A 24,400-nucleotide genomic window follows, 5' to 3' on the forward strand; every position below is an offset into this window, starting at 1 on the left:
ATATTCCTTTTCTAACGTCTTACCGGGCTTCCGGAAGCTTAAGAGGTTTATTCGATAATAAGTGTCTGGATAGAACGTGCAGGCATTCGGATATAAGCGCCTCTGTCTGCGTTTTTCTCAGACTTGTTCAGTGCATAAACCACTTCTTTATCTAAGCGGTTCATCAGTACTACAACAGTTTCGCCGTCGGGGTTTACAAATGCGGTCGCTTCAAGGTCATCGCTGGTTGTTGCTATGGCAACTCTGCGGGCTCCGCGTTTGATAAATTTTGAGAAGTGACCGAAGTAGTAGTAAGAAGGGTTAAAAATAATATCGTCATTCGCTGTGTCGCCAATTATTGGTGCGCTACACAGGTTCTGAACGTGATTTGGGCCGCCAGTTTCATCAAGGAACAGGTTCCAGTCGCACCAGGCACTGGAGTTATGGTTCAGGTCGTTGATCATCGAATGGGCGTAGCGCTCCCCGACATTCCAGTCGCCAATATGAGGGCCACATTCCTGACAACCTTCAGTGAACCAGATTTTTTTATCCGGATAGATATCGTTAATCAGTTTGAGGTTGTCGTAGTTATCACCCATATACCAGTGAATCCCGATACCATAAACGTACTGGCTTGCAACTGCATCATCAAACATCTTCTGTGCACGGTCATAAGCCTCGGCGCGGTTGTGATCCCAGCATACGATTTTGATATGCCCTAAGCCTTCCGCTTGCAGAGTCGGGCCAAGATAATCGCGTACAAAATCCCGTTCTTCTTCAGCGGTATAGATGCAAGAATCCCAGACTTGGGTGGCTGCCGGTTCATTTTGAATAGTGATAGCACTAATGGTAATGCCTTCTTCCTGCATCGACTGAATGTACTTACAGTAGTAGAGTGCCCATGCCTGGCGGTATTCCGCTTTCAGTTTGCCGCCATTGTTCATTTCGCCGTTTGTTTTCATCCAGGCTGGTGGACTCCAGGGCGAAGAGAACAGAGTAATTTCATTATCTGATAATGCCTGTGCCTGTTTGATCATAGGAATGATCTGCTGCTTATCACGTTCAAGGTTAAAATCCTTTAACTCGGGATCTTCTGTCTCACAACAGGCCCAGTTTTCGAGTGAAAAATCACAGCTGTTAATATGAGTCCGGCAAAAGTTGTAACCGATCCCTTTTTCCGGGTGGAAGTAGGCTTCCATCATTTTTACCTGATTATCAGGGCCCATCCGGCTCAGCACATCTGCGGCAGACTCAGTGAATGCACCACCAAACCCTTCCCATTCCTGAAATGTTTTTCCGGTATCCAGATAAACGGCAAAGAGTTCGCCGGCATCAGTGTATGTTGTGGTGTCTTCTTCGCGGTATTCGCTTCTTAATTCCCGGGTTTTCACTTCTGAAAGCCTGTCGTCCGAGTCCTTGGCGGTTTGATATAGTTTCATGTATTAAATATCCGTATGTGTTCTTTTTGCGAAAAAAGGAACCGAGAGTAACCGGTTCCTTTTTATATTTAGCTAAACAGGGCTAGCTGATTTTCCTCGTTAGGCTTACCACCAAACGTCTGTCTGAACACCGAATACGACGTCACCGTCACCACCATTGGCTTCAGGCAGGTAGCTTGCAAGGATGCGTACTTCCGGAGCCGGGCCTGTGCCTGTACCCATTACAAAGGTTGGAGCAATTGTTGCTTTCTTTTCAAACCAGGTGCCGCCGTTCCAGTTTTTGTAGGCGTAACCAAATTCTGTCTGAACGTAGAAGTTTTCGCTTACAGGGAATGTCGGGCGAACCATTGCAGAGAACCAGTAATCATAGATACCTTCTTCTTCATGGTGGTTATACTGGCCCTGAATCGACGGGAAGATGTTGATACCGTTGTCCAGGAAGTAGCCACCCCATAGAAGCAATCGTGCAGAAGTGTCATCGTCGTAGTTGTTGGCAATAGTGTCTTCGCCGCTTGCACCGCCTTTGGTTACACTACCAGGGCGGTATGCGTTATAAACGGTTAGTGAGCCGCCAAGTAACTGTTGAGCACCAAGGCCTATACCTGCCTGACCGATGATTTTTGAGAAACCGTTACCTTCCAGACCAAAAAAGCTGTCCATGGAGTAGGTTGCTGAAATATCGAAACCTTCTTCTGCGTAATCATTGGTGTCAGTCGCGTTACCACCCATGTATTTAGCAGCAGCATCAATTTTCACCTTCCCAAAATCAGTGCCGACGTGGACAGTATGCATTAGTCGGTTGTCGCTATCTGAGTCTGTACCCGTTAAATCACTTGCGGTATAAGCAACAGATAACTTGGTGTCTCCGATTTCATAGTCTTTCAGACCAATACCTGTACCTGAGTAGTCAACGTAGAAGAAGTCGGTCATAAAGATGTAGTTTTCACTTTTCAGGTAATCTCTTTTACCGCCCCAAAGTACACCAGTATCTGTGATTCCTTCATACTCTACAAAAGCGCCAGGAAAGTTTGTTGCACTGTAGTCATCTTCTTCTTCAGCGACATCGACCGTTACTTTTACGGATTTGTCATTATCAAGAGTCCATTTTTTGGACAGATTTACACCAAAGTCGTTATCTGCTTCCATACCCAGGCGTCCGACCATTTCTTTGGTAGCACCTGCCCAGCCAGAACGTTGAGAATCATCATCATCTTCTGAGACCAAAACGCCTGCGCGGAATGAACCGTGGAACTCAAAACCTTCTTCAGCCATAGCCAGTTCAGCAACAGATAATCCAGATGTTGCGATAAGGCAGCTAAGTGCTATCTTCGATAACTTCATGTATTAACCCCTAATTATTATCCCGTTATTTAAAAATTAAACTTAAAAGAGAAAGCGCTTTCTTTTTTGAGGCAAAAAATTTTGGATTAGTTTTTAGCAATACAAAGTTTGTTATGCCTTATTACCAAGAAATTTGCGTGGATGGTAAGTAGTCCCTTTCTCTGGTGACTGAGTATATGGGGTAACTTCGCTTAGGAAAGTGATCAATCTCACTCAAGAAAGCGTTTTCTTGGATTTGTGTCACATTTCCGTAATAGAGCACATAAAAAAGTATAATTTGGGGAACTTTATAGCACTTATGTTTAGCAATATTGTGTGATGTATTATTTTTACATCTTTAACTGCTTGAAATATAAGGGTTGTGCTCTGGTATGGATATACAGGGCCGATTTGTAGGGCAAAAAATACTAAGAGTGTGACAATTAGCACGTACTTTTATTTGTGAAAGCGTTTTCTTTTTGTGTCTAATTAGCTAAACTTAACCTGTTCGTTTCGGATAAGCAGAAGCCGAAACGTTTCTATTCTCTGGGGGGAGAATAACAGCAGTACCTGAACTGCATATTTCAGCAATAGAGTCAGTAGTCCTTGGTGTAATGACTGCTTCAAAATTGCGATATTCATCTTAAGATTCGCCACTGTTTTATCAGTGGCTTTTTTTTACCTGAGATTTATGTAGCGGCCATTGTTGACCTCAGTTCCCGAAAGATGATGTACATGCCAAGAGCGATATGTGGTGCCATAAAATGTTCACTTCCTGCACTTATTAACCCATCATCACTGAGTTTAATCAGGCTTCTTAGCTTTCCTAATAAACCTTTTTTCGGTTTACTTTTTCTTGGAAGCAATACCATTTCTGCAACTGGCATGTCCTTTTTTAATACTACCCAGGAGCTGGTATAAGCACTCATAATACGGTCAATAACGCCATCTCTGGGGTCAACCAGACGAGCATGCTCCTGGTCTTCGCTGTCTAAAAAGCTAAGCATTACCTTGTATATTGGGTTTACGAATTTAGCTAATGCCTTTTGATCAAACTGCATTATGGTGTTTTCATTGCTGTCAGTAATAATCCAGCGTGTTGGAAAAATTTTTCTGTTTGGTTTGATCAACCAGGATTGCCCGCTGTTGTCGCTAATAGTGAATGTTGTGGTGAGAGGTTGCCCGATGATATCGCAGTGAGCTAGTTCCTGCTGAGAGTGCTCATCTACAACCCTGTATGAATGCCGGTATTTTTCCGGTACCCCGGTTTTTTCATAGTATTTGCAGAATCTGAGAGTGGCATTATTTTTGTCCATAACCATACCAGTTGTTTTGATGCTAAGTTTTACAGAGAGCTCTGAAATAACTATAGTCCTTATCGTTTAAGTTTTTCCGGGTCTTCTGCGACTTGTGTGCTACAATCGCGCTCCTTTTTCATCCCGAGAGTAACTACCATGAGCATTAAGAAAGAAATTCAGCAGTTAAATAACCGTTTAGATTCCTGTAACCGTAAGCTGGATGCTGCGAAATCTCGTGGTGATCATGCGATGGTTAGCAAGTTTACTGACGAAGTAGAAAAGCTGACTAAGAAAGTCTCTCAGCTAAAGCACAAGCAGCAGTACGATATGAACAAGGAGCGTAAGAAGCTTCTGGATATGCCGTTCTCTCGTGAAATCACCAAAGAAGAGCAGGCTGATATGGGCAAACTGAAGAAGTCTGTTAAAGGTCTGGTTGTGGTTCACCCTATGACAAAACTGGGTAAAGAGCTTCGCCTGGAAACGATGACGGGTTTTGCTCCTAAGAAATTTTAATCCGTTCTGAAATTCAGTGTCCGGCCTGCCTGATAAGGTGAATACCACAGCCATTATCAGTCAGGCTCCGGGTCATATAAATGTCGGCATTTTCGAAATAATGCTGCCTCCCTCATTATTGATTTTCTGCCTTTTTCCTTTCGATCGAACACCTGACTTTTTTGCGCCTGCCGTTTTATGTTTAAGACCGCAGCGGTTTTGTTTTTAGAACTGGAATGCTAACTGATAAATGCATCTATAATTACGGTGCAAGATAAATTTAAGTCAAAGTGAATAGTGAGGATTACTGCATGAACTATAACCGAATTGCACTTGGGCTTCTGGCTTTATCTCTATTGATAACTCTGATTGTTGCATTTCAGGAGCCTCTGTTTTTTATTGTTTTCGCACTTCTTTCCGGGGCGGCGTTCTGCTTTTATAAACTGGATTCTGAAACCAGAGAGCGTTTCAATTTCTATGAGCAGATTATTGATGCTATCCCAAATCCCCTGTCCGTTACCGATATGGATATGAAATGGACTTTTCTGAATAAGGCTGCGACTGATCCGCTTGGCATTACCCGGCATGATGTGATGGGGCAGCACTGCTCAAACTGGGGGGCTAATATCTGTAATACGGAAGATTGCGGTGTGAATTGCCTGAGAAAGGGCAAGCCGGTCACCTTCTTTCATCAGTGGGATAAAGATTTCAGGGTTGATAGCGCATACCTTACCGGCCTTAAGGGAGAAAAGATCGGTCATATAGAGATAGTCCAGGAGATTTCCGAAAAAGTAGCTCTGCAGGGTGTGTATCACGATGTAGAAGCAATCAGTGAAAACCTGACATCCGGAGCGAATAATCTTAATGATGCCAGCCATGCGCTTACCGTAGGTTCGACTCAGCAGGCGGCTTCGATTACTCAAATTGGTAGCTCAGTAAATGAAGTGCTGGCTCAGGCCAGTGATAATGCGCAGCGGGCTGCCCGGGCCAGCAAGGTTTCCACACAGACTCAAAATGCGGCCAATCATGCTGTTTCAGAGATGCAGGAGCTGGAAATTGCTATGGCAGCCATTAATCAGTCCAGTGATGCAATCAGTGAGATAATTAACGTTATTGATGATATTGCATCACAAACTAACCTGCTTGCGCTGAATGCTTCCATAGAAGCAGCACGTGCCGGTGAAATGGGGCGGGGTTTTGCAGTGGTTGCCGATGAAGTGAGAAAGCTTGCCGAGCGTAGTACCGAGGCGGCCAGCGAATCTGCCCAGTATATTCAGACCTCTGTTGAGAATGTGAAAAAAGGCAATGATATTTCACAACAGTGCGTAACGGCATTAAATCAGATTGTGGATCAGGTCGGGGAGATATCCCACACTGTGGGTGAGATAGATAGCGCTTCTCAAAGCCAGGCTGATGGCTTAACTCAGATTAATCAGGGCATGTCCGAGATCGACGAAGTGGTCCACTCTACGGCGACTTCAGCAGAAGAGACGTCTCATTCTGCCAGAGAGCTGTCTGATTTAGCGGTCAGGCTTAACGGTCAGCTAGAGTCTATCAGGAACATCGAAGGCCTGTTTGACAGCAAGGATCGGATCCCGGTGAAAAATGTGGGTTGATATCCGGTTTACGAAGCCTTAGCTCTGTAATCGCGAGGGCTACAGCCAAACTCTTGCCGGAAGCATTTGGCAAAATAGTTACTGTCGGAAAAACCAGCATGGTCAGAAATGGCCTGTATGGTTTTTCCTTTGTCCTGAATTAGTATTTTTTCTGCAAACCTCAGGCGGACCTGTTTCAGGTATTGGCTGGGGGAGGTCTGAAGGTAGTTTTTAAATAACCGTTCCAGTTGTCTGGAGCCAATATAAGCCGAAGATGCAATATCTTCGGTTTTTATGTTGCTCTCTGTAAAGTGTTGCTCAATAAAAACCAGTGCGCGACTGAGAACCAGCGTCGAGTTATTGGTCTCCACCTTTTCCCCCTGATAGTAACGTGAGAGAGTGACAACAAACTGACCGAGAAGGGATTTAAGCATGGTTTCAAATCCCGCTGGTGCATTGTGATATTCCTCTTCTAAACTTCTTATCAGAGATACCGTGTGTTTAGTCTGCTCTTTGTTCAGGTTTAACTTTGCTGAATATTCCGATTTTTGCCTTGCTATCGGGTCGATATGAAAGAGTGCCTGATAGCCGGGAATCAGCCTCAGTTCTGGTGAGTCAAAAATAGGTGATTGCTGGTCGAACATCAGATTAACCAGTTCCAGATTATTCACATCGGTGAAACTGTGCTCTGTATCGCCGTGAATAACAAATACATCGCCTTCCACAAGGGGATAGTTGAACCCGCCAATGGAGTGGTTTCCGGTACCGCTGATGACCAGAAACAGTTCTGAAAACTCATGTTTATGAGGCGGGAAATCCTCGGTGTGTATCCCGGATTGCAGAGCAAACCGGATATGTGGGTGCTTCAGATGCGGTTCAAATGGAAACTTAGTGGTCGTCATGTCGTAATTTTCCCTGTTTATGTCGGAATGATAGCAGAAATTAGCCATGTTTGACCGTAAGATATTTGTTAACTGAGATATTGCCTGATGATGGAAAGAATAATGACTACGAATTTCAATACTCCCTACTTTGCCGACTGGCCACAGATTGATTCGGCAATCAAAAAAGATCCGGTAATAGAGAAAAAGGTTGCCGGTATCGTCAGCATGATGACGGTTGAAGAGAAGGTTGGTCAGATGATTCAGCCTGATCTGCGCGGCATTTCCGTACAGGAGATGATGGACTGCAAAGTTGGCTCCATCTTAAACGGCGGCGGAGCCTGGCCCAATGAGAACAAGCGCGCCGGTGCGAAGGACTGGGTTGAGAAGGCTGATGAGTTCTGGCTGGCAACCGAAGAGATGTTTAAAGACAGACCGTTTCGTATTCCTTTTATGTGGGCAACCGATGCGGTTCATGGCCACAATAACGTATTTAGCGCCACAGTCTTTCCTCACAATATTGGTCTGGGTTGCGCACGGGATCCTGAGCTTATCCGCAATATCGGCCGTATTACTGCGATTGAGATTGCAGCCACCGGCCTGGACTGGACTTTTGCGCCAACGGTGGCAACGCCACGAGATCTGCGTTGGGGCCGTGTTTATGAGGGGTACTCAGAAGATCCAGAGATTGTATATACCTATGCCCGTGAGATGGTGAAGGGGCTTCAGGGAACACAGGAAGAGCTTAAAGGTGAACACCATGTGATTTCCAATGTTAAGCACTGGGTTGGTGATGGTGGCACTCATGCCGGTGTCGACCGTGGTGTTAACGGCTATAGCGAAGAGCTGCTGCGTAATATCCATGCGATGGGTTATTTCAGCGGACTTGAAGCTGGTGCTCAGGTGGTGATGTCTTCATTTAACAGCTGGGACGATACTGCTAACTATGATCACAGTCCGGAAACAGAAGGTACTTATAACTGCAAGATTCACGGTAGTAAGTACCTGCTAACTAATGTGCTTAAAGAAAAGATGCAATTTGATGGTCTGATAGTGACTGACTGGCACGGCCACTCTGAAGTGAGCAAGTGTAGTGACGGTGATGCAAGTTATGCCATTAATGCAGGTAACGATGTGCTTATGGTTCCGGTAAATAAACACTGGACAGCGGTTTATAAGAAAACGCTGGAAGATATCCAGGCCGGAATTATTCCGATGGAACGTATTGATGATGCGGTAACGCGAATACTGCGGGTGAAAATGCGTGCAGGTCTGTGGGAAAAGCCGCGTCCATCGGAACGTGCACTGGCAGGGAATCAGTCTCTTGTGGGTAAAGCAGAGCACAGGGAAATCGCCCGTGAAGCGGTACGTAAATCTTTGGTGCTGCTTAAAAACAAACAAGGGATTTTGCCATTAAAGGCTGACCAGAAAGTGATTCTGACCGGCAGTGCAGCGGATGATTTAACCAAGCAGGCTGGTGGCTGGAACCTGACCTGGCAGGGAGATGAAAACTGCCTTGAGGACTTCCCTGGTGCAACCACAGTTAAGATGGCGCTGGAATCTGAATTAGGCAAAGAGAATGTACGTTTTGACCCTAAGCTGGAAGGTGAGTTTTCACAAGGCGATATCGCGGTTGTAGTGTTTGGTGAAGATCCATACGCTGAAATGATGGGCGATATTAAAGCCTGGCAGACGCTGGAATTTGCTTCACTAAAACGTAGTTATAAGGCTGACGTAGAGAAAATCCGTACTCTGCATAAAGCGGGAGTGAAGGTAGTTTCGGTATTCTTCAGTGGCCGTCCGCTTTATCTGAATGAAGAGATTGCTAAATCCGATGCCTTTGTGGCAGCTTTCCTGCCGGGCAGTGAAGGTGAGGGGATTACTGATGTGCTGATTGGTGATAAGCAGGGTAAGCCAAGGTTTGATTTTACAGGCGTGCTTTCCTATAGCTGGCCGAACAAAAAACGCAGCGCTACGGTTAACCGGACTCCGGCTCATATTCCGGAATACGTTCTGCCTGAGCATGAGTTGGATCCAACCGGTGAGCATAAACCGCTGTTCGCTTACGGCTATGGTCTGAACTATAGCGACAAGGTTCAGCAGGAGGATCTGGATAATCTGCCACTGGACATCGATGATATGCAAGGTAAAGACGCTGCAACACATGCGACACATATGTACGGAATTAATGCGACAGTTGGTGACTACCAGCTTAAAGTGGCGGATATTGAGCACTGGATGGGGGTAGATGTATCCCGTAACAACGCGATGATCCTGGATTCACTGGAAACCAAGCCGTACAACTACCAGCAGCAGCAGGATGCTGTTGAACTGATTATCAAAGAAACGGCATGTGTCTATGTTCAGCCAAGTGACGGTACGCTGGATGATCTTAGCCACTATGGTAATGAAAATGGCTTTATTGCTTTTGATATGAAGGTGATAAAGGCGCCGACTGAAGCTGTGTATGTCTCTTTGCAGAAAATCACTGAATACGACTCAGTGGCGGATATGCCAAAGGTTGATATCAGCGGACAGTTAAATAGTGCCGGAGATGAGTTTGTTACCGTTACGGTTCCATGCTCCGAATTTACTGCGAAGGCAGTGGACCTGCGCTATCTGGATACGCCATTTATGCTGTTTACCGGAGGTGGGTTGCAGGCGGTTATTGCTAATATCCGATGGGATACCAAGTAGTTGGTGCATTAGCATAAAACGGACAAAAGAAAAGCCCCGTTACATCCGTAACGGGGCTATAGTCTTACTCGCAGCAATCCGGCTACTAAGTGTGCTCCATGCATCTAATCCATGATAGTGTGCTGTATCCTGCAGCTTAATCCTTTCTTCGCCTTCCTAGCGGTGTCCTTGATCTTATCCTGATCGGCTAACAATCCTCGTTAGCGCACTTCACTTGTTCCTTGAGCGGTGTCCCTTACATCATCCTGATGTTCAGTCCCTGCCTCTTCCTGAGGTGTCCCAGTTCGCTTTCCTTGCCGATTACTCATCCTGAATAACCGAATCTTCTTCCTGAAGATAACCAATCCTTGGTGCTTTCCTGTTCCTGTGTCTGCGTCCTGCTGACAAGTTAAATATTACTCATACAGACAATTTCAGCAAGGTGGGTGTAACAGATTATTTCTGAATAAATAATAACCGAAATTTACTAACTGATTGATATTTATAGTTGTAGTTACATTTATGTAACAAATTGATATACATCGAAGCTACATTGGCTTACAGGTTTGTAAGAGATCTCGCACAAACTGATGGTCGGTTTTCCTAAATGCTATTTCGGGCATATGGAGTGAGCTTCCTTTTCTTGCTTCTGAACTTTGCTTGCCAGGTCCCACTGTAATAAAAGCTTAAAATTAGCCAGACCATATGATCTAAATCAGTTTTATTCGCCAATGTCTTAGGTTAACATGCGCTCCTTAAAAGCTCACCAAACATAGACTATGTTTATTTAATGAGCGGTTATTTTTGAGTATTTATTATGCCAGTTAATACCATCATGGGGTTGTTTGCTAAATCCCCAATTAAACCTCTGCAAAAGCATGCTGCTGTTGTAGATGAATGTTGCTCTCATCTTGTTGAGTTTTTTGAAACTTGCCATCAGGGTGACTGGGACAAAGCTGAAACTATTCGTGTGCGAATTTCAGAGCTAGAGAAAGAAGCGGATGAATTTAAGCGCGAAATACGCCTGAAACTGCCAAGTGGCTTGTTTATGCCTGTCGACAGGACAGATATGCTGGAACTTGTTACCCAGCAGGATAAGCTTGCTAACCTCGCCAAAGATATCGCAGGTCGCGCTATAGGGCGCAAACTGACATTTCCCGATAGTATCAACGATAATTTTATTGCTTACCTTAAGCGTTGCATCGACTCGGCCAACCTGGCTCATAAAGTGATTGCTGAATTTGATGAGTTGCTGGAAACCGGGTTTAAAGGACGCGAAGTCAACCTGGTAACTGACATGATTCATCAGCTTGATCTGATAGAAGACGATACGGATTTAATGCAGGTTCAATTGCGCCAGAAACTGATGGCCGTTGAAAATGACTACAACCCGATTGATGTCATCTTTATGTACAAGATCCTTGAATGGGTTGGTGCTATTGCTGATCAGGCTCTTCGTGTGGGCACCCGCTTAGAGCTGATGCTGTCACGCTCGTAAAGAGCATTGTCATTGATTTAATCAATATTCAGGAGAGCATTGCTTGTGTCTTCAGGCACGGGCTCTTCTGTCTTTGTGTTTTTCTTTATTAAGGTATAACAATGGATATCCTTGCTAACTATGGCACTGTCCTGATAATTATCGCTGCATTTTTCGGCTTTTTAATGGCTATTGGTATTGGCGCAAATGATGTTGCCAATGCAATGGGAACCTCGGTTGGTTCTAAAGCACTAACGGTAAAACAGGCCATCTTTATTGCGATGATTTTTGAATTCGCCGGTGCCTACCTTGCAGGCGGCGAAGTGACAGATACGATTCGTAAAGGGGTTATTGATACCTCGCTGTTTGTCAGCCAGCCTGACGTTCTTGTTTTTGGCATGATGTCGGCGCTTCTGGCGGCCGGTACATGGCTGCTGCTGGCATCATTTAAGGGGTGGCCGGTATCAACGACCCACTCCATTATCGGTGCAATCATTGGTTTCTCGCTGGTTTCTGTTGGTTCAGAAGCGGTGGACTGGAAATCCGTTCAGGGTATCGTCGGAAGCTGGATTATTACGCCGCTGATTTCAGGTATTATCGCCTACTACATTTTTGTCAGCGCACAGAGACTTATCTTTAATACCGAAACTCCGCTTGTTAATGCTAAGCGTTTTGTTCCTGTCTATATGTTCCTTACTACTCTGGTTATTGCTCTGGTAACGATCAAGAAAGGCCTGAAGCATATCGGCCTGCATATTACCGGCTTTGAAGCCTGGGGGTGGGCAATCTGCGTGTCTGCCCTGGTTATGGTTGGTGGTTATATCTACATCAACAAAAAGTTTGCAAAAAGTCAGGAAGACCACAGCTTTGCCGGTGTTGAAAAGATCTTCAGTACGCTAATGGTGATCACCGCATGTGCGATGGCTTTTGCTCACGGTTCGAACGATGTTGCCAATGCTATCGGTCCGCTGTCTGCGATTGCTTCTACTATTGAGCATATGGGTGAAATTACCGCGAAGAGCCAGATTGCATGGTGGATTCTGCCGCTTGGTGGCTTTGGTATCGTAGTCGGTCTTGCCACTATGGGACACAAGGTAATGGCAACAGTGGGTACAGGTATCACAGAACTTACTCCCAGCCGGGGCTTTGCTGCTCAGCTTGCAACTGCGTCTACAGTAGTTATCGCTTCTGGTACCGGCCTTCCAATCTCCACCACTCAGACGCTTGTTGGTGCAGTATTAGGTGTTGGTTTTGCAAGAGGTATTGCCGCTCTGAACCTTGGTGTGGTTAGAAATATCGTTGTTTCATGGGTTGTCACGCTTCCTGCCGGTGCAATTCTGGCGGTGATTTTCTTCTATATTCTTGAAATGATATTTATCTAAAAGATAAGAAATGCGGCACTCTCATTCCCACGCCGGAGCGTGGGAACGAGGATCCAGAGCATCAGGCGGCTCTATTTGGTCGCTCTCTTAGTAAACCTATGGTGTTTTCAATCACCGCTCTTTGCTTCTCAGGTTCAGCAACATCACCCTTCTCAAGCTCAGCCAGTATTTTTCTGATGTATCCGGCACTTAGGCTCTCATTGTTTGCATCTGCGGTTTCAAGCATGCTGTGCAGATTTCTCAGATTACGTTCGCAGCGCACTTTAACCATTGAAGGTAGAGTGACAGGTTTGTGGAGGTAGTTGGCGCAGGCTTGTAAGTCTTCTCTTAAGCGTTTTATTTGTTCTTGCTCAGTCATGATCTTCACCTCGTAATACAGTCCATTATCTCTAATACCAATCCGCGCAATCACTGGACAGCTAATGACTGGTATTGGTATAACCAGCTTCCATCACTTACTTTTCCGTTCCTGCAATTAAGGAGCGTTCTACTTTAAATGGTAGTTTACTTTCTATAAAAGCACTAGATGTTGTGTTTTTTGTTTGTGAAGCTTCACTTGTTATAAAGTATAAATCTATAAATAACCTCCTAAGGAAATAAAAAAAGCCACCACCGAATCCGGTGATGGCTTTATCGATTTAAGCTATTTAGCTAGTCAATTAAGCTGCTGCAGCTTTTTTGTCTTCTTTCATCTTCTGTAGCTTGTTACCAATCATTGGCCAGAATACTACTGCCGCTACCGCGATAAAGATAATCACAGTGATTGGACGCTCGAAGAATGACAGGTAGTTACCGTCAGAGATTAGCAGCTGACGACGGAAGCTCTCTTCCATCATGTTACCCAGTACGATACCAAGGATAAGAGATGCTGATGAGAACTTATACTTCTTGAAGTAGTAGCCCAGGATACCGAAAGTCAGCATAACCCAAATCTGGAACATATCGTTAGAGCGAGCGTATGCACCTATGATAGAGAACATAACAATCATTGGAGCAATCAGACCGTATGGTAGCTTCAGTACTGCTGCGAATGCTTTAACCGCGAAACGACCACTGAAGAATACAACGATACTTGCAATCAGCATTGAGAAGAAGATGCAGTAAAGTAGTAGTGGCTGTTCAGTCATCAGCTGTGGACCAGGTTGCAGACCCTGAAGTACAAGAGCAGCAAGGATGATCGCAGTTGTTGGTGAACCAGGGATACCCAGTACCAGCGTAGGAATCATTGCACCACCACCTGCAGCGTTGTTCGCTGTTTCAGGAGCCAGTACGCCTTCTTCTGCGCCTTTACCGAATTTTGCTTTGTCTTTGCTTGAACGAGCCGCTTCACCGTAACTTACGATAGATGCGATAGAGCCGCCTGTACCTGGAAGGATACCAACACAAGTACCGATTACCGCAGACTTGATAACCGTCGCTTTGTACTTGAAGAACTCTTTCAGGCTGATAGTTTCCATAGAAACGCTGCCGGTGTCACCAGTCGTTGAATCATCACGGCTAGCACGGCCAATAACCTGCTTGAATACTTCTGCCATTGCAAAAGCACCGATCATGATTGGGATGTACTCGATACCGTTCAGGAAGTTCAGTTGGCCGAATGTCAGACGAGATACACCTGTCATTGGGTCCATACCAATCATCGCAATCAGGATACCGATAAGACCGGTTGCCAGCGCTTTACCCAGGTTCTTAGAACCAACAGATGAGATACATGCCATACCTAAAAGAGTAAGAGCAAAGTATTCAGGGCTCTGGATCTCAAGTGCGATCTTAGATAGCGCCGGTGCAAGAAGCACCATGATGCATACCGAGAAGATACCACCGAAAGAAGAACCAGACATAGCCAGACCAAGTGCACGACCCGCTTTACCCTGCTGAGACATAGGGTAACCGTCGAACGTGGTTGCTACGGACTCCGCTGTACCCGGGGTGTTAAACAGTATCGCTGTAATCGAACCACCGTATGCAGAACCGGCATATACCGCTACCAGCATGATGATAGAAGCGTTGATGCCCATGTAGTATGTGAATGGGATCATCAGTACGATACCCATTGAAGAACTGATGCCAGGTAGTGTGCCGAAGCAAACCCCCAGACACATGCCCATAATAATCAGGGCGAAGTTGGTTGGTTGAAACACTACCGATAGTGCTTCAACTAATAGACTCATATCCATTGTTTAACTCCAGAATAACTTAGTAGAGCAGGTAGCTGATAGTTTCGAACAGACCGTAACCGCGTGGTAGCGGGATACTAAGGATGTTGCCGAACACGAAGGTAAATGCCAGTGAAGCAATTACAGTAGTAAGAACCAGTTTCTTTGGTTGTCTTTCATTCAGAATAAACATTACAGATGAAATGATAACCACTGCACCAAACCAGAAGCCTACATAATCAATGCAAAGTACAAATACAACAATGATTGCTAACAGAGAAAGGAATCCAGGATCCAGCTCTTGAATCTTGCCACCTTTTGAACCACTTTCTTTGTACTTTTTGAAAGCTTTGAAAAGAGAAGGAATTAATAACAGCACAGCCAAAATGATAACTGCCTGCGGGAAACCAGCAGGACCGATAGGGTCAGTCATACGTGCCGTATTAATATCCAGTGATTCATTAAAAAATATTCCCATTACTGCTAATAGAAATACGTGAAAAATTATTTCGCCCATTTTACTTAACTCCGCTTAATTTGAATTTCATAAAGCGATTTATCTATGAAAAAACCGTTAATTCACCGCTAAGTGAATTAACGGTATGATTCTGATTACTTCTTCAGGCCAACTTTCTTAGCTACTGCGTCAAACTTCTGGTACTCAGATTCCCACTGCTGGTAGAAGCCTTCTGCTTCAAGGTAACCCGGACGGATGTTTACAAGGTTTAGCTCAGCAAAGTCTTTGTATTCCTGAGTGTTGTAAGCTGTCTTCATCTTGTCGATCAGGTACTTCTTAACTTCTGGTGGAGTACCGTTCTTAACAACGAAACCACGCCATGAACCGATTGTTACGTCGTAGCCAAGTTCTTTCGTTGTTGGTACGTCTTTAAATACGTCAATCTTAGTGATGCGCTCTTCGTTAAGTACAACTACTGGCTTAACCTTGCCGTCTTTGATGTAGTTAACCGCAGATACGATCTTGTCCAGATAGATATCAACTTCACCGCCAAGTACCGCAGCTTTAACTTCTGAACCAGACTTGTATGGGATGAACTTGATGTTTACACCAGTTTCTGCTGCCAGTGAGTTCAGAGTAAGGTCATCCAGACCACCCGGGCTCACGCCACCGAATGTAACAGGGTTGTTTTTACCGTATTCAACCAGCTCTTCGAATGAGTTGAACTTACTCTCGCCCGGTAGACAAAGGACGTAGATATCAGACTGGATACGTGCAAGAGGCTCAAAGTCACGCATGAACTTAACCGCGTCACTTACTTCAAGTGCGTCAGCGATAACCATTGAAGGTGTTACTTCCAGCAGTGTGTAGCCATCGTTTGGCTTCTGTGCCGCGTAAACCATGCCCACAAGACCACTACTACCTTTCTTGTTTACTGCCTGAATTGGCTGTGGCATATCGCTTGCCATAAGCTCAGCGAACTTACGTGCGAACGTATCACTTGCACCGCCTTCACCGAAAGGAATGATCATTTCGATTGGTTTTTCAGGGTAAGCCGCAGTGTTTTGCGCCGCTTTGTTGTCTGGTCCACATCCTGCCAGTACAAGAGCTGCTGCAACGCTTGATAGGGCAATTACTTTCTTCATATCGTTACATCCTCAAATTAACTTTTTAGAATTCGACTCAATCAATTCTGAATCTGAGGGTAATAATATTTATAACTGCCGGTCTGTAGTGTGATGACATCGAATTTAGAATCGAGACACAATAGACACTATGGTTTTAATGGATTTAAATGGGGCGGAAGTGGATTGACTTTGCTTAACATCTTGTTATTCAAGGGTTTAGTGTCTAAATTTAAATGCGTTATTTAAATTTCAATGCATATTTTAACTCAGGAAAAATTAGGATAAGCTTATTTTGTTTTCCGGGGAAAATGATATTCAGATTTCCCGGTTATTGAATTGAGTAATAGTCAGGCGGGAAGTGTTTTGAAGCAAATTTCTTTTTTCCATCGTATTTTCATTGTGATGTCCACGGTGACGCTATTTATCGTTTTCGCCTTTGAATATCTGCTTTATGAGAACATCAACTCCGTGCGGGTGGAGAGTATGGAGAGCCTGGCTTTAACTCAGTCCCGCCTGATTGCATCAAACCGGAACCTGCAATATGCCCTGAGCGAAGAAGATGGTGCAGGTATTAAGCGGTTAATGAAGAACTACAATATTCCGCCAAATATTGATTATGTTTCGGTTTCAACCCCTGAAATGGTTCGTCTGTATCACAGTGAGGGGCGGGGCATAGGTAAAAAACTGGTTGAAGCCGATATTGAAAGCATCGGAGCCGGCAATGATGTGACTTCCATTAGTACCGGTATTGAAGGCAAGCTACTGATCAAAGCCCGCGTTCCTGTGTATTACAACAATGAGTTTGTGGGGATTATTTCAACCGGCCTTAATTATGATGAAGTGCTGAGTAAGGTCTCAGACCGCTTTCATCTGACGCTCTTACTCTCTTTTGCAATATTGTTTGGTCTGTTTTTCTTCAACCAGAGCTTTACCGGCTATATCCGCAGAAAGATGCAGGGACAGTCGCCACAACAGATTGAAATGGCGCTGAAGTTACGTCAGGGTATTCTGAACTCTGTGTACGAGGGCGTTATTGCCGTAGACAGTAAGAATGAGATTATGGTGATCAACGACTCCGCCCTGAAAGCTCTGCATTTTGCCGATGAGCGGGAGCAGGTGCATGGTTCTCATATTGCGGACTATCTCTATCCCACAGATTTCTTTGAGTCAGCCAACGATAAAGAAGTGACCGACCAGCTTGTGACCTGTAACGGTGAAACCCTGCTGGCAAACCGTTCTTTTATGCTTGATGACCGGGGAAATAAAACCGGAGCTGTGATCAGCTTCCGTATCCGCCGTGAGAAAGAAGAGCTTGAACAAACCATTAATGCGGTGATTCAGGATAAAGAAAACCTTCGTGCCATTATTCATGAATTCAACAACCAGATGGCGATTATCTACGGTCTTTTGCAGATGGAGCGTTATGAAAAGGCCATGGACTTTATTCAGTCGGAGCATAAAAGTAAGCAGAGTGATATCTATACGGTATCCAAAGCCTTTAATATCCCGACTCTGGTTGCTCTGGTGCTGAGTAAGATCTCCCGGGCGAAAGAGTTGGGTGTGATACTTGAAATTGATCCCATGAGCAGTATCCAGAATGATCAGTTGCCAATAACTGAAAACAAGCTGACCTGTATTGTGGGCAACCTTATTAACAATGCGTTTGAGGCAATAGTCCGCTCTGACAGTAACGAGCGCAGAGTGCGTCTGCACATTCATCAGGGCAAGGATCTGATTATTGAAGTAGAAGACAGCGGTGACGGGATTAAAGATGCGGATGTGGATAAGATCTTTAAGCGCGGCTATACCAATAAAAGCGAACCTAATCATGGGGTAGGGCTGAGTCTGATTGATACTATAGTGACTCAGGCTGGCGGGACTATTATTGTAGAAGAGTCTGAGCTGGGCGGGGCTCTGTTCAATATTTATATACCAGACTCAGGTGCAATTTAGTAAACTGATAAGGTACTGCTCAGAAGTTATTCTGAGCTTATTATTAGGATTAGCAGCGTTTTACCTTGGATGGCAATTAAAACAGGAAGTTTAGACCGGCTGGATGGGAGTGACTCCCTCAGTCTGAGCAATGATATTCTGGCGGCAGTTCTGAAAAGTGCACAGGATCTTGTGACCGGGAAGGGCTGGCTGGAAAGCATTAATAGTCTGCTGGAAGAAGTGGGCAAAGCAACAAAAGTCAGCAGAGTGTGGGTTTTTCAGACACTGGAGCTGACCGATGACTATATCCTTCAGGATTATGTTTTCGAGTGGGCGGCGGAAGAGAAGTACGTACAGATTGGCCTGCCACAGCTTAATTATTTTAAATCCAGCCTTGATGAACCGGAATATGCGGCGGTGATAGAAAGCCGCAAAAGGGGCGAATACCAGCATATGGTGATTAGCCAGCTTCCTGAGTGCTGGTTAAAAACCTTTCTTGCTGATCAGAAAATCTTATCTATGCTGACCATCCCTATTATTGTTGAAAACAAATGGTGGGGCATTCTTGGTCTGGATGATTGCGAACGCGAATACGAATGGTCCGCCAGAGAGATTACCTTGCTGAGAACGGCAAGCTATTTTATCTCCAGCGCAGTTACCCGTGATTCGCTAAATGCCAAAAGCAACCAGTTAGAGATCCTGAAAGAGAACAGAGCCTGCAGCAGTTGGGAGCTGGATATCCGCAGGGGACACCTTTGGTGCACATCTGAGATACTGACCGGGGTATCAGAAACAACCCGCACATTTCACTTTACTTTGCGTGAGTGGCTAAGAAGAATCCATCCAGATCACAGGAAAGCGTTCCTGCGTAGCGCGCGTCTTTTTGTCCGTGGCCGGAATAAAAAGTTCCGCGGTGATCTGAAAGTCATCAGAAATGATGGTGGCTATAGCTGGGTAGAAATTTCTGCCAATAATATTCAGAAAGACAGTGTAGTCGCCGGCATTTTCTGGGATATCACTGAACGCAAAGAGGAAGAAGAGCATTTACTTCATCAGGCAACAACGGATGCGTTAACCGGAATAATTAACCGCAGGAAACTTAAGTCTCTGTTTGCTGACCATATTGCCCGATATGAGCAAACCAAAGAGGTGTTCTCGCTGGCGATGCTGGATTTAGACCACTTTAAAAACATCAATGATACCTATGGTCACGCAGTGGGCGACAAGGCGCTGATTCATTTTGTGAACTTATGTGAGAGTTCACTGCGTAAAGGGGATTATCTGGCCCGGATTGGTGGTGAAGAGTTTGCTATTCTGCTTTCCAATACTGAGTATGAAAATGCCCATTCTATCTGCACCCGGATCTGCAAGCTGGTCCGGGAAGTGCCATTTATTGATAACGGTAAATCGATTGGATTTTCCGTTTCAATCGGGTGTACGACCCTGAGTGAGGATGCCAAAGAGTTTGAAAAGCTTCTTGAAATGGCAGACCGTGCGCTCTATCAGGCAAAACAGAGCGGAAGAAACCGGGTGGTTATGGGTTAGTGTTTTTTGGCTTTCGGTTTACCTGCGGCAGGCGCATGCATCTCTATCTGGCGGCTGATAAAGTCACCTAACTGCAGTTTAGTCAGCGCTTCTTCCTGCTCGATACCACTCACCTTGGCTATGTATTTTTCAGTGTTTCCGACGATAAGCGGCTCATAGAGGTATATATCGAAGTCATAGCAGTAAAACTGGTGTGCTTTCAGCTCAAGCGCTCTCTCTTTTCCCTGGATGGATAGCCTGACTTCATTGTTATATTTGTCAACAATGTAAATGTCGTGAATGTCTTCCTTGCTCTGTTTGAAAGCAACTCTGTTCACACATCCATATAACGACTGAGTACTGTACCTGGATTTATAATGCTGTACCCACCCATCAATCGCGGATGAGAGTAGCAGAAGCAGAATAGTACAGTATGCAAATATCAGTGGTTTTGGAGAATTTTGAATTACATCAGTAATATAGCCCTTCAACCGAATTTACCTTTAAATAGCCAACCATTTGTTGTTTTTTGCGTTAATTATATTTATGCCATGTTAAGCATATCAGGTTTATCCGGGTTGATGTCGGAGATAGAGCATTAACTCAAAATTGATACTTTTTTCACCAGTTACATTGGGTGACTTATTTTGATTCTCACTCCTGTTCTCATTAATGCTCGCCAACAGATTAAATTCATAAAACCCATACTGTTTTTTTTCATGCCCGGTCATACGGTTATGAATCACGTTCCTTTGCTAACAAAACAATAAAAATACAGGCATTAATCCAGACAGGAACATTGAGCATGAAATCTATTTACCAACAATATCTGAAAAAGTGTGAAGAGCGCGCTGCACAAGGTGTCGCAAAGCCTTCTCTTACCGCTGAAGAAGTGACAGCCTTCTTTGCTTTGCTGGAAAACGAATCTGACCAGAGTGTTATTGATGCCGTTGTTGAGCTTCTTACCTATCAGACTCCGGCTGGCGTGGATGACGCTGCAAAAGTAAAAGCGGATAAGCTTTTTGACATAGCTCAGAATACGCTTTCTGTTAACGGAATTACGCCACTTGACGCCACTAAAATGCTTGGCAGCATGGTAGGTGGTTACTGTGTAGATAAGCTGATTGCTCTGCTGGACGATGCCGTTCTTGGCTGGGTTGCCGCAGATGAACTGAAAAGCATGATTCTGGTTTATGAAAAAGCCGATGAAGTGGTAGAAAAGTCCAAAGAGAATATCAATGCGAAGAAAGTCGTTGATAGCTGGGCGAGCGAAGAGTGGTTTGCAGGCAGCGACCCGGTTGCAGAGCGCCTGACGATGACGGTATTTAAGGTAACAGGTGAAAGTACAACGGATGACTTCTCTCCGGCTCCTGATGCCTGGTCCCGCCCGGATATTCCACTGCACGCAAGAAGCATGTATAAGAACCCGCGTGACGGTGTACATCCGGATGAAGAGGGTGTTACCGGTCCGGTTAAGCAAATTGATGAACTAAAAGCAAAAGGTCTGCCTATCTGTTTTGTTGGTGACGTTGTAGGGACAGGCTCCTCACGTAAGTCTGCAGCAAACTCGCTGATCTGGTATATCGGTCAGGATATTCCGTTTGTTCCAAACAAGCGTGCCGGCGGTGTTGTACTTGGCGGTAAGATTGCGCCTATCTTCTTTAACACACTGGAAGACTCAGGTGCGCTTGCCATTGAAGTGGATGTCTCTCTGCTTGAAACCGGTGATGTGATTGATATCTACCCGTATGAAGGTGTGATCCGCCGTAACGGCAGTGATGAAGCTCTGGCAGCATTTAGCCTGAAGCATGACTCTATCCTTGATCAGGTTCGTGCTGGTGGCCGTATCCCTTATCTGATTGGTAAGTCTCTGACTAAGCGTGTACGCGCTGCACTGAACATGCCTGAGCAGGAGTCAAACCAGGAAGTGGCAGAAGGGCCGTTTACGCTGGCTCAGAAAATGGTGGGTAAAGCCTGTGGCGTTGAAGGTATCAAGCCAGGCACTTTCTGCACCCCAAAAGTAACCACGGTTGGTTCTCAGGATACAACCGGTGGCATGACGCGTGATGAGATTAAAGACCTGGCGTGTACCAAGTTCAGCGCTGATCTGGTGATGCAGTCTTTCTGTCACACTTCTGCATACCCGCGTGTTATCGACAGCAAGCTGCATGCAACACTACCTGGCTTCTTCCATACCCGTGGCGGTATTGCACTTCGTCCGGGTGACGGTGTTATCCACTCATGGCTGAACCGTATGCTGGTTCCGGATACCCTTGGTACAGGTGGTGACAGTCATACCCGTTTCCCTGTAGGTATCTCATTCCCTGCAGGCTCTGGCCTTGTGGCTTACGCAGCAACAACGGGCACAATGCCAATCGATATGCCGGAATCTGTTCTGGTTAAGTTCAGCGGTGAAATGCAACCGGGTATCACTCTGCGTGATTTGGTACATGCCATCCCTTATTTTGCTAAGCAGCAGGGACTACTGACTCTGGAAAAAGCCAACAAAGTGAATGTGTTCTCCGGTCGTATTCTGGAAATCCAGGGCCTTGAGCACCTGACTACTGATGAAGCATTTGAACTAACTGATGCAACGGCTGAACGCTCTGCTGCTGCAACTACAGTTGCTCTTTCAGAAGAGAAGGTTATTGAGAACATGCAGTCTAACGTGACGCTGCTGAACTGGATGATTGAAAATGGTTATGGTGATCGCAACGCGCTTCAGAATCGTGTCGATGCAATCCAGACCTGGCTTTCTAATCCTGAGCTTCTTAAAGCGGACGAAGATGCTGAATATGCCGCAGTTATCGAAATCGACCTTAACGAAATTAAAGAGCCGATTCTTTGCTGCCCGAATGACCCTGATGATGCGCGCCTGCTGTCTGAAGTTACCGGAACTGAGATTGATGAAGTCTTTGTTGGCTCATGTATGACTCACGTTGGCCACTTCCGTGCAACTGCTAAGCTGCTCGCCGATCAGAACCAGATTGCAAAATCTAAACTGTGGCTGGCTCCGCCAACTAAGATGGATGATACTAAACTGCGTCAGGAAGGCTGCTTCAACACTTACGTTCGCTTTGGCGCTCGTGTAGAAGAGCCGGGATGTTCGCTATGTATGGGTAACCAGGCTCGCGCAGCAGAAGGTACAACAGTTGTTTCAACCTCTACGCGTAACTTCCCGAACCGTGTTGGTACAAATACTCAGGTATTCCTGGCTTCAGCTGAACTGGCAACGATTGCTGCTATCGCAGGTAAGCTGCCTACAGCAGAAGAGTATCAGTCTGCGGTTGCTGTGCTTGAAGAAGGCAAAGAGCGTATCTATAACTTCCTGGCCTTTGACAAGGATCCTATCTATAACAAAGAGCTTAATTTGCTCGCAGGTTAATTATTAGTTTCCGTTCTACTCAAATGCCAGTCAGCTTCTGACTGGCATTTTTTTAATGGTATTGAGTACTATTTCATCAGTTTTGCGTGATCTCGATCATTAAAGATAATTGCAATAATAATTATTATCATTACCTCTAATGTCAGGAAAGGTGTTAGTTGGCTATGAATAATAAGTTAGATAGTTACGGGCTGGACGATAAGGTTGCTCAAACTCTGCTCATTCCCTTATATATGAAGTCAAGGGAGGCACAAAATCCGGATGCAATCATTCATGATCCAATTGCCTGTAAATTAATGGAAGAGCTGGGTTGTGATTTTTCTTTCTTCAACAAGGCGGTAAAAAGCTGCATTGGCTGTGCTCTCAGAGCTCGATATTTTGATGATAAGGTGATTCATTTTGTCACTAAACATCCGAATTCGGTTGTCGTTAATATTGGCTGCGGACTAGATGCAAGATATGAAAGGGTGCGGGATTCTATTTGCTCGGACGCCGTTTTTTATCATCTGGACTTGCCGGAAGTGATTGAATTCAGAGAACAGCTGATCCCCAAAACAGAACAGGATACAAGCATTAAGGCCTCTTTGTTCGAAACTGAGTGGATGGACTCGCTTGCAAAGAAGCATCAAGGTGCAGCCTTTCTTTTTCTGGTTGAAGGGGTGTTTATGTATTTTGACAATCAGCAGGTTAAAGATGTTTTTAATCTTCTTGCTGAACGTTTTGAAAACAGTGAAATCATTTTTGACGCAACCAGCAAGTGGATGAGTGATAACTCTCATCGTCATGACACTGTCAGGTATACAGGTGCCAGATTCAAATTGGCTCTGGATGACAGCAGAGAAGTTGAGTCATGGCATTCAAAACTTAGAGTTCTGTCCACGACTTATTATTCAGACTTTGATGAATGGAAGCGGGCTGGAGCAGTAAACTACTACATGATGAAACTGCTTCCAAAATTCAGAAAAGCCAGCTATCTGGTGCACTGCGCCGTCAGCTAACTCTTTCTCTCAGGGAGCTGATGCTGCTATTGAAAGAATGGGCAAAATTTTAGATAAGCAGAATGAAGCAGCCGGTCTGATAGCTAAACCAACGAAGGCATTGGAAAAAGCTCAGGCATTAGTTAAAAAAGAACCCGGATTTGATGAAAGTTCCGGCGATTCGTGACTATGCGATTTATACTTTACCTATGAGTATTGGCTCTAGTGTTATTGACTATCCGGATCTTCTTATGACCTGGACAAAAGCCCTGGGTACAAAGATGGGCTGATTATTATTAAATG

The 24,400-nt window shown here is 45.0% G+C and carries 19 protein-coding genes; 10 read left to right on the forward strand and 9 right to left on the reverse strand.

Going from position 1 to position 24,400, the window contains the following annotated elements; translation table 11 throughout:
* Positions 1-47: 47 nt before the first annotated feature.
* The 3 genes from L3Q72_RS21890 to L3Q72_RS21900 form a co-directional block, all read right to left on the reverse strand.
* Positions 48-1,418, reverse strand: coding sequence for a glycoside hydrolase family 30 protein (locus tag L3Q72_RS21890; RefSeq protein ID WP_275132678.1), 1,371 nt, complete (start codon positions 1,416-1,418; stop codon positions 48-50).
* Between the two features lie 105 nt (positions 1,419-1,523).
* Positions 1,524-2,759, reverse strand: a complete 1,236-nt coding sequence (locus L3Q72_RS21895) for a carbohydrate porin (RefSeq protein WP_275132679.1) — start codon at positions 2,757-2,759, stop codon at positions 1,524-1,526.
* Between the two features lie 668 nt (positions 2,760-3,427).
* Entirely contained in the window at positions 3,428-4,054 is a 627-nt protein-coding gene (locus L3Q72_RS21900; protein ID WP_275132680.1) for a hypothetical protein, read from the reverse strand.
* Between the two features lie 138 nt (positions 4,055-4,192).
* On the opposite strand from L3Q72_RS21900, the gene L3Q72_RS21905 reads away from it, so the two are divergent.
* Entirely contained in the window at positions 4,193-4,549 is a 357-nt protein-coding gene (locus L3Q72_RS21905) for a YibL family ribosome-associated protein (protein WP_275132681.1), read from the forward strand.
* A gap of 290 nt (positions 4,550-4,839) precedes the next feature.
* Positions 4,840-6,144, forward strand: coding sequence for a methyl-accepting chemotaxis protein (locus tag L3Q72_RS21910; RefSeq protein ID WP_275132682.1), 1,305 nt, complete (start codon positions 4,840-4,842; stop codon positions 6,142-6,144).
* A gap of 8 nt (positions 6,145-6,152) precedes the next feature.
* Here the strand turns inward: L3Q72_RS21910 and L3Q72_RS21915 are convergent, their stop codons facing one another.
* Positions 6,153-7,025, reverse strand: coding sequence for an AraC family transcriptional regulator (locus L3Q72_RS21915; protein ID WP_275132683.1), 873 nt, complete (start codon positions 7,023-7,025; stop codon positions 6,153-6,155).
* Between the two features lie 102 nt (positions 7,026-7,127).
* Here L3Q72_RS21915 and L3Q72_RS21920 point away from each other — a divergent pair, with 102 nt between their 5' ends.
* The 3 genes from L3Q72_RS21920 to L3Q72_RS21930 all read left to right on the forward strand — a co-directional run bounded on the left by L3Q72_RS21920 (position 7,128) and on the right by L3Q72_RS21930 (position 12,539).
* Positions 7,128-9,701 carry a glycoside hydrolase family 3 protein gene (locus L3Q72_RS21920; protein WP_275132684.1) on the forward strand — a complete coding sequence of 858 codons (2,574 nt, stop codon included), beginning with the start codon at positions 7,128-7,130 and terminating at the stop codon, positions 9,699-9,701.
* Between the two features lie 796 nt (positions 9,702-10,497).
* Complete coding sequence (locus L3Q72_RS21925; RefSeq protein WP_275132685.1) at positions 10,498-11,178, forward strand: TIGR00153 family protein; 681 nt, start codon at positions 10,498-10,500, stop codon at positions 11,176-11,178.
* 101 nt (positions 11,179-11,279) lie between these two features.
* On the forward strand, positions 11,280-12,539 hold the full coding sequence (locus L3Q72_RS21930; RefSeq protein ID WP_275132686.1) for an inorganic phosphate transporter: 1,260 nt from the start codon (positions 11,280-11,282) through the stop codon (positions 12,537-12,539).
* A gap of 61 nt (positions 12,540-12,600) precedes the next feature.
* On the opposite strand, the gene L3Q72_RS21935 is transcribed toward L3Q72_RS21930, so the two are convergent.
* From L3Q72_RS21935 to L3Q72_RS21950, 4 genes are all read right to left on the reverse strand, one after another.
* Positions 12,601-12,897 (reverse strand): hypothetical protein, encoded by a 297-nt coding sequence (locus L3Q72_RS21935; protein ID WP_275132687.1) that lies wholly within the window; start codon positions 12,895-12,897, stop codon positions 12,601-12,603.
* Between the two features lie 301 nt (positions 12,898-13,198).
* Positions 13,199-14,716 (reverse strand): tripartite tricarboxylate transporter permease, encoded by a 1,518-nt coding sequence (locus tag L3Q72_RS21940; protein WP_275132688.1) that lies wholly within the window; start codon positions 14,714-14,716, stop codon positions 13,199-13,201.
* A gap of 19 nt (positions 14,717-14,735) precedes the next feature.
* Positions 14,736-15,212 (reverse strand): tripartite tricarboxylate transporter TctB family protein, encoded by a 477-nt coding sequence (locus L3Q72_RS21945; protein ID WP_275132689.1) that lies wholly within the window; start codon positions 15,210-15,212, stop codon positions 14,736-14,738.
* Between the two features lie 95 nt (positions 15,213-15,307).
* Complete coding sequence (locus tag L3Q72_RS21950) at positions 15,308-16,297, reverse strand: tripartite tricarboxylate transporter substrate binding protein (RefSeq protein ID WP_275132690.1); 990 nt, start codon at positions 16,295-16,297, stop codon at positions 15,308-15,310.
* A 345-nt stretch (positions 16,298-16,642) separates the two neighbouring features.
* On the opposite strand from L3Q72_RS21950, the gene L3Q72_RS21955 reads away from it, so the two are divergent.
* Entirely contained in the window at positions 16,643-18,232 is a 1,590-nt protein-coding gene (locus tag L3Q72_RS21955; RefSeq protein WP_275132691.1) for a sensor histidine kinase, read from the forward strand.
* A gap of 69 nt (positions 18,233-18,301) precedes the next feature.
* Positions 18,302-19,756, forward strand: a complete 1,455-nt coding sequence (locus tag L3Q72_RS21960) for a diguanylate cyclase (protein ID WP_275132692.1) — start codon at positions 18,302-18,304, stop codon at positions 19,754-19,756.
* On the opposite strand, the gene L3Q72_RS21965 is transcribed toward L3Q72_RS21960, so the two are convergent.
* Entirely contained in the window at positions 19,753-20,073 is a 321-nt protein-coding gene (locus tag L3Q72_RS21965) for a hypothetical protein (protein WP_275132693.1), read from the reverse strand. The genes L3Q72_RS21960 and L3Q72_RS21965 overlap by 4 nt on opposite strands.
* Positions 20,074-20,540: 467 nt before the next feature.
* Here L3Q72_RS21965 and L3Q72_RS21970 point away from each other — a divergent pair, with 467 nt between their 5' ends.
* The 3 genes from L3Q72_RS21970 (at position 20,541) to L3Q72_RS21980 (ending at position 24,387) form a co-directional block, all read left to right on the forward strand.
* Positions 20,541-23,120 (forward strand): bifunctional aconitate hydratase 2/2-methylisocitrate dehydratase, encoded by a 2,580-nt coding sequence (locus tag L3Q72_RS21970; RefSeq protein ID WP_275132694.1) that lies wholly within the window; start codon positions 20,541-20,543, stop codon positions 23,118-23,120.
* Between the two features lie 164 nt (positions 23,121-23,284).
* Positions 23,285-24,118 carry a class I SAM-dependent methyltransferase gene (locus L3Q72_RS21975; RefSeq protein ID WP_275132695.1) on the forward strand — a complete coding sequence of 278 codons (834 nt, stop codon included), beginning with the start codon at positions 23,285-23,287 and terminating at the stop codon, positions 24,116-24,118.
* 140 nt (positions 24,119-24,258) lie between these two features.
* Positions 24,259-24,387 (forward strand): hypothetical protein, encoded by a 129-nt coding sequence (locus L3Q72_RS21980; protein ID WP_275132696.1) that lies wholly within the window; start codon positions 24,259-24,261, stop codon positions 24,385-24,387.
* Positions 24,388-24,400: the final 13 nt, after the last annotated feature.

This window comes from Vibrio sp. JC009 (assembly GCF_029016485.1).
Lineage (GTDB): Bacteria > Pseudomonadota > Gammaproteobacteria > Enterobacterales > Vibrionaceae > Vibrio.